Source organism: Mycoplasma leonicaptivi ATCC 49890, assembly GCF_000622205.1.
In the GTDB taxonomy this organism is placed as follows: Bacteria; Bacillota_I; Bacilli_A; order Mycoplasmatales; family Metamycoplasmataceae; genus Mycoplasmopsis; species Mycoplasmopsis leonicaptivi.
The window spans coordinates 1-1503 of the sequence record NZ_JHWE01000075.1; the positions used below are offsets into that span (position 1 = coordinate 1).

Sequence of the window (1503 nt, forward strand, 5' to 3'; positions counted from 1 at the left end):
GAAAGATTTCAATCAAATCTTAATTGAAAAACACCTCAAGAAACTTGAAGTGCTTTAAAATTATAATTGTTTCAAATCTGTGTCCCTGTTTAAAACTACAAGTATAGAACATCAAAAACAAGGAAAAGCAAAAATAAATTCTGTATGAAAAAATTCTTATGTAGTTCAAGAAATGAAAAAAGAAATTAAAGGTGCAACCACAAATGATTTAGCAAATGCTTTTATTTGGTCTGCTTTTAAATATTATTTAAGACAAGATACTGATAGTTATATAGTTTTTAGTCCAATAAAATATTGGAAATCACAACATTTAATTAATAAAAAATTTATAAATGGATTTGGATTTAATAGAAAACATTTTCACACTAATACAAATGCTTTTATTTCTTGTATTTTATGGCAAAATTCGAAATATAATTTAAAAGAATTTATTTTAGAAACATACGATATTGAAAATGAAAATTTAGTTAAAAATAATAATATAACAATTAAAAGAGTTTACACTTTATTTAGTGAAAAATTTTATAATCAAGAATTAGATCAAAACGATAAATTTGATGGTATTTCATCAGAATTAAATGGCTTAGAAAATCAAAAACATTCAAGAAATAGAGTGAAAAAAATATATAATGAAAATATTATAGGATATTTAGTCTCAACTCGTGGATTTGATAATGCTAGATTAAATTGTGGATTAACAATTTGTGGAAGATATGATGGAAATGGGACATTTTTAAGAAAAGATAATTTTTTAGAAAAACTTCCTATATTTACAGCTGGTAAATATACTGATAATTATAACCACTGAACAATTATGAGTCAAGTTATGAAATCAGCAGATAAATACGATGATTATATAAAAGATGTTAGAAATGGTAAACTAAATTCTTGGCTGTTAAAAAATTTATTATATACATCATTAACACACTACTCACATATGAGATCATTAAACGGAAGTGATGGTAGATTTTATAGAAATGAATTGTGCTTAGATACCTCAAATGGTGAAACGCTTGCTAGTACAACCTTAAAACAAATTAACTTTAACAACGATGAATTGAATTTAATAAAAGTTTGAAAACAAGTGTTAGATGAAGCTAAAAAAACAAATGAATATAATCCAGATTTTACTTATGGTTTATATCAAATTGATGAAGAATTAAATACAAAATTTAAAGATGAAAAAGGTAGAAATATTTACAATTATCCTGAATTGAATGGTCATATAAAAACATTAAAAACTTTACTTAAAAGTTATTATTTAAAAGAAATTGTTCCTACATTATTTGAATATGAATTATTAAAATAAATAAACCTTGAGTTAATAGAATTTACACAAAATATCGTACAGTCCCAAATAATTTACGCCTCCAAACAAAAAACTTAATATTTGTTAAACAAATATTAACCTGCGTTTCCCAGAAAACGCAGGTTTTTTATGTTTTTCAAGCCTTTATACTACGTAGTAGTATAAAAAAATAAAAATAATGCTATATATTGCTA

General features: G+C 23.4%; 1 protein-coding gene. It reads left to right on the forward strand.

The genetic code is table 4. From position 1 onward, the window contains the following. Positions 1-79: 79 nt before the first annotated feature. On the forward strand, positions 80-1309 hold the full coding sequence (locus BU00_RS04755) for a hypothetical protein (RefSeq protein ID WP_051521867.1): 1230 nt from the start codon (positions 80-82) through the stop codon (positions 1307-1309). Positions 1310-1503 lie beyond the last annotated feature (194 nt).